We start from the raw sequence: 5,031 nt of genomic DNA on the forward strand, positions 1-5,031 counted from the left end.
GTAGTGAGCTTCAATTGGGCATTCCAATCCTCGTAGCTGTCTCGCGGACCGATAGGGAACGCATACTGGGTAGATTCATACTTTGCACCCAATAGGAAAGTAGTCTTCTCGGCATATTTTCCGAAAAGTGGGATAAACGCTCCCGGCAAGGGACCGGTTAAGGCTCCCTCGACATAGTAATCCGGTTTGGTGGCCACATCATGGAGGGGATGGTGCATGAGCCAGAGCTGCTGTCGCTGGTAGGGATTCAGGACGGTCGGTTGAGCGCGCCGATTCGTCCAGCCTTTAAACGTCGTGAACTTGCTGTCCTTCGGTATGTCCACCCCCCAGGCTGAGTCGCGCACCCCATTCATGGCATAGTCGCCGGCGAAGACCCGGTAAATGGGTGAATCCTTGCTCCAGGGGTTGGTGCTAAAAAACCGCGGTTGACCGGCGGGAACCTGGCTGACCTCCAGGTTTAAGCTGTAGCGGTCCCGGCTGCCTTCCTTTGTGATCACGTTCACCAGACCCGACTGAATGCCACCATATTTGGCCTCGAATCCTCCCGTCTTGACCTGGATTTCCTCCACCGTAGAGGTGTTGAAGTTCAGGTAGGAGTTTTCGGAGCGGGTATCCCGCACTGAAATGTTGTCGATCATAATGTCCGTTTCCCGGATGTCCCCGCCACGTATGCTGAGGCCATGGCCGGTATTGTCGTCAGTGAGCTCGATGCCTTTCATTTTGTCCATGAATTCATCGACCCGCTCGAAGGGAGCCTGAGTGAGGCGCTCTGTGGTGATGGTCTCAACGGTTCCGTACACGTCAGGCTTCACTACCGGCTGCTGCGCCTCCACCATCACTTCCTCGCCGACCAGAACCTCCGTGCTCATGGAGATATCCACTACTATGTTCCGGTCGAGATTCACCCGGACACCTGTTTTGATGACCGGGCTGTATCCGATCATGGTTGCTTTCAGGTTGTAAAGGCCGGGACTGACATTCAATATGGTGTAGTAGCCATTGGCGTCGGTAAAGGCGCCTTGCGGAAGATCAATGGGTACCGCCACTTCATTCTGCCAGCGCTCGATCAGGATGATATTCGTACCGACCAGCGCCTCTCCAGTGGCCGCATCGGTCACTCTCCCCGTAATCCGGCCGCTGGCACCATAAACCGGGACCCCACTGGCTATCAATATCCAGAGACTGAGCGTCAGTAGGATCATTAAGTGACCAGGCAGTTTCCCGGGGAGCGATCGGAGGTGAATCTTCGGTGGAAATCGCGTCATGGTTACCATCCTAAGTGATATATGTTACTTCCTTTATATTCATGCGTATGGGAATACAGAAAAGATATAACAGTATGATTTTGCCAAACTATCGCCAAGCTTCCTGATTCCAGATCTACAACTTCAATGCTTACCGATTAAGTTACTATAGAAAAATACCACCTCTTAAGATACTTTTATCCGTACCACCCCAATAGTGAATTAACAATATATTGGTAATTGAAATTGGTGATAGTAGCTTTATATGGTTAAACAGGCTAGATGGGAAGCTGACCCAGCAGTCCGTTGAATATAATTAATTTGATAAAATTAGGTCATGGTTAGTTTATATCAGCGAGCAAGATTAGAACATTCGCATAAGGACTTAGCTTCCATGCGTGTGACCGGAAGGGGAATATAGACCAGATTTCAGGCTCCTTCCGGCGGTAGCTTTTTGGCACCCATCACTATTTGATGAAAGGGAGAAGTAGGCCATGCTCAACAGGGGTTTTTTCACTGCATTACTGCTTGTCTTTTCCTGGCAAGTTGCCTTTGCCGGCACGACCGGAAAGATTGCTGGTCATGTCATCGATCTGGATACTGGCGAGCCCCTCGTCGGCGTGAACATTATCATTCGTGGGACCAGCATGGGTGCCGCCAGTGACCCAAACGGGTACTACGTAATCCTGAATGTGCCCCCCGGTGTATATGACCTCACTGCCAGCGCCATCGGCTATGCCGACTATACCGTTCAAGGCGTGCGGGTAGAGATCGATATTACTACCCCCCTTGATTTCCAGATGCAATCGGAAGTTCTGGTCGGGGAAGAGGTAGTGGTTACCGCAGTGACCAGGATTATCAAAGAAGACGTGGCCGGCAGTCAGCGAAGTATCTCCTCTGATCGTATTGACAATCTGCCGGCAATCAGTGTCTCCGACGTCATCGGTCTTGAAGCCGGTATCACTTCCGATCTTGAGATTCGGGGGAGTGAGAACGAAGAGGCGCTGTTCATGGTGGATGGGATTACTTTGCGCGATGCCCGGAACAATAATCCCATGACCCAGATACCGCTTAGTGCGGTGACTGAAATTTCCGTCCAGAAGGGCGGGTTTGGTGCCGAGTACAATAATGTTCGCTCTGGTGTGATTAATGTGGTGACCAAGGAGGGAAATCCGAGTTACTATAGTGGCACGGTCACGATTAAATACAGCCCGCCGGCCTCCAAGCACTTTGGCATATCTGCTTACGATCCCTACGCTTTCTGGCTGCGCCCTTATATGGATCCAGCTGTATGCTGGACTGGTACCACCGTGGGCGAACCGTGGGAGGATCTCAATGGCAACGGTGTCGCCGATGCCGGGGAGTTCACCGACTATAACGGTGACGGGGAACATACCGTCTGGGACACCTACACCCAGAGACAGTACCCCAGTTTTATAGGGGGCTGGAACGCGGTGTCGGAAAATACCCTCAGTGATGCTGATCCCAGCAACGATATGAGCCCTTACGCGGCCCAGAAATTGTTCCGCTGGCAGCACCGCAAACGGGGCGATATTGACGAACCCGATTACAATATTGATGCCGGGTTCGGCGGTCCGGTGCCCTTCGTCAGTCGGGCCCTGGGCAATCTCCGGTTTTATGCCTCTATGCGGGCCGTGCAGGATATGTACCTTATCCCTCTAAATCGTAATGCCTTAGCCGATCAGAGCTGGTTACTCAAAGTGACTTCCGATATTACCCCTAATATGAAACTTACTCTGATGGGCTTTAAAGGGGTAACTTTGGCCACCTCCGTCGCCTACTTCTCTACTCCAGGTACGGCCTATTTCTCAACGGTGGGACAGGTGGCCGGTACTGTAGATCAGATCGGACATACCCTATCGTGGCGTTTGTACATGAACGAGTATTGGTCCCGTACCAGTATTTTCAGCGACATGCAGTCTGTCAAGCTGACTCATTTGCTCAACCCGCGTACCTATTATGAGTTACTGATTAAACGGGTTGCGAAGAGCTACCGGGCTGGACCTGGAGCCGCACGGAGTGGTGCAACGCATGAGTTGATTGAGGGTTCTGGCTACTTGGTTGACGAAGCCCCGGTGGGGTTTGACACGGATCCTACATTTGCCATTGGTGATGGTATGGGTATGGGCGGATCGATGAGTACTTATCGGGATTCGAGTTTCTTCGCCACCACTACCCTCAAGTTAAATCTCTCCAGCCAGGTTACACCGCTGCATGAGATTTCCACCGGTCTGGAGTTTGTCTATGACCAATTTGATACCCGGTATGGGACTATCAACAAGGCTCTTCCCGAAGGAAACAGATGGATAGGGACCAGCAACGACCCCGATTTTATAAATAATCCGCCCTTTGAACGATTCCCAATCCGCGGTACCCTTTACTTTGAGGATAAGTTGGAAACCAAGGGCTTTATTGCGCTGCTCGGTCTTACGGCGGAATACATTGATCCCAATGGGGAATGGTACGCCCCTGAGGGGCCCTTTGACCTGGATTTTTATTTTGCCTCCTATACGCCTGAAAAGGAGTTAGAGTTTCCGACCGAACGGGTAAAGCCACAATTCTATCTCAGTCCCCGTCTGGGTATTTCCCATCCCATCACCGCCAATTCCAAGCTGTATTTCAACTACGGGCACTATCTGCAGATGCCCTTTGCTGATGGGCTTTACCGGGTTGAGCGGGGCGCGGCCTATCGCCTGGAACGGATTGGTGATCCTTCTCTGCCGCTGCAGAAGACTATTTCCTACGAGCTGGGATATGATCATGCCCTGGGTGGGGGCATCCTTTTGCACCTGGCCGGTTATTACAAGGACATGTCCGATCAGCGGAGTTGGACCCGATACGAGAGTATGATTGGGGAAAAAAGTTATTTACAGCTGGAGAACAACAGCTATGAGGATATCCGGGGTCTTGAGATTGATCTGTCTAAGATCGCCGGCCGGTGGCTGACTGGAAATGTCAATTTCGAGTACCGGGTCAGCACGTCGGGAAATTTTGGTTATGCCGATCAATGGGGAACGGTCTACATATATGAAAACCCAGCCAGTACGCATAAGTTCATTCAGGATAATCCACCGGATCAGAGCAAGCCGCTGCCTCGACCCCGTTTCAAGGCTAATATCGCCTTCCACACCCCCCGTGACTTCGGTCCTGCCATCGCCAGGCAGCAGCCCTTTGGCGGCTGGCTCTTCAACTTCCTCGGATGGTGGACCGGTGGAAACTGGTTCACCTGGAATCCCAATAATATTCGTGGATTGGAACCCAATGTCCGCTGGAAACCGTATGCCAACGTCGACCTGAAGGTATCGAAAACCTTTGCCTTCCAGAACCTGAGTGCCACCTTCTTCATGGATATCTCCAATCTGTTCAATTTCAAAATCTTTTCCAACGAGGCTTTTTATAATAAATATGATTATGATTATTATATGTTCTCGCTCCACTTGCCGGAAGAGGTTATAGAAAAGCTGGGACCCAATTACGCTGGGATACCCGGTGATGACCAGCCTGGAGATGTTAGGCAGCGCGGGGTGGAGTTTGTACCCATTGAATGGGTAGCAAGTGCTGAAAGACTGCCGGAGACACCTGCTTCCACAAATAGAGAGATGTACTATTATACTGCCGATGAGGAACAGTACATGCAGTACGTGGATGGTGAGTGGCAGAAGGCCTCCGACAATCAGATTCAAGAGATTCTGGATACCAAGGCCTACATCGACATGCCTAACCAGACCTACTTTACCTTCCTAAATCCGAGAGATATTTATTTCGG

Annotated in this window: 2 protein-coding genes; one reads left to right on the forward strand and one right to left on the reverse strand. The window is 51.2% G+C overall.

Features of this window, described 5'->3' with window-relative positions:
- Nucleotides 1-1,265 (reverse strand): carboxypeptidase regulatory-like domain-containing protein (locus tag ACETWG_08330; protein ID MFB0516597.1); only part of this gene is annotated, 1,265 nt, incomplete at its 3' end.
- A gap of 473 nt (nucleotides 1,266-1,738) precedes the next feature.
- On the opposite strand from ACETWG_08330, the gene ACETWG_08335 reads away from it, so the two are divergent.
- Nucleotides 1,739-5,031 (forward strand): carboxypeptidase regulatory-like domain-containing protein (locus tag ACETWG_08335; protein ID MFB0516598.1); only part of this gene is annotated, 3,293 nt, incomplete at its 3' end.

The sequence above is a fragment of the Candidatus Neomarinimicrobiota bacterium genome, from assembly GCA_041862535.1.
In the GTDB taxonomy this organism is placed as follows: Bacteria; Fidelibacterota; Marinisomatia; order SCGC-AAA003-L08; family TS1B11.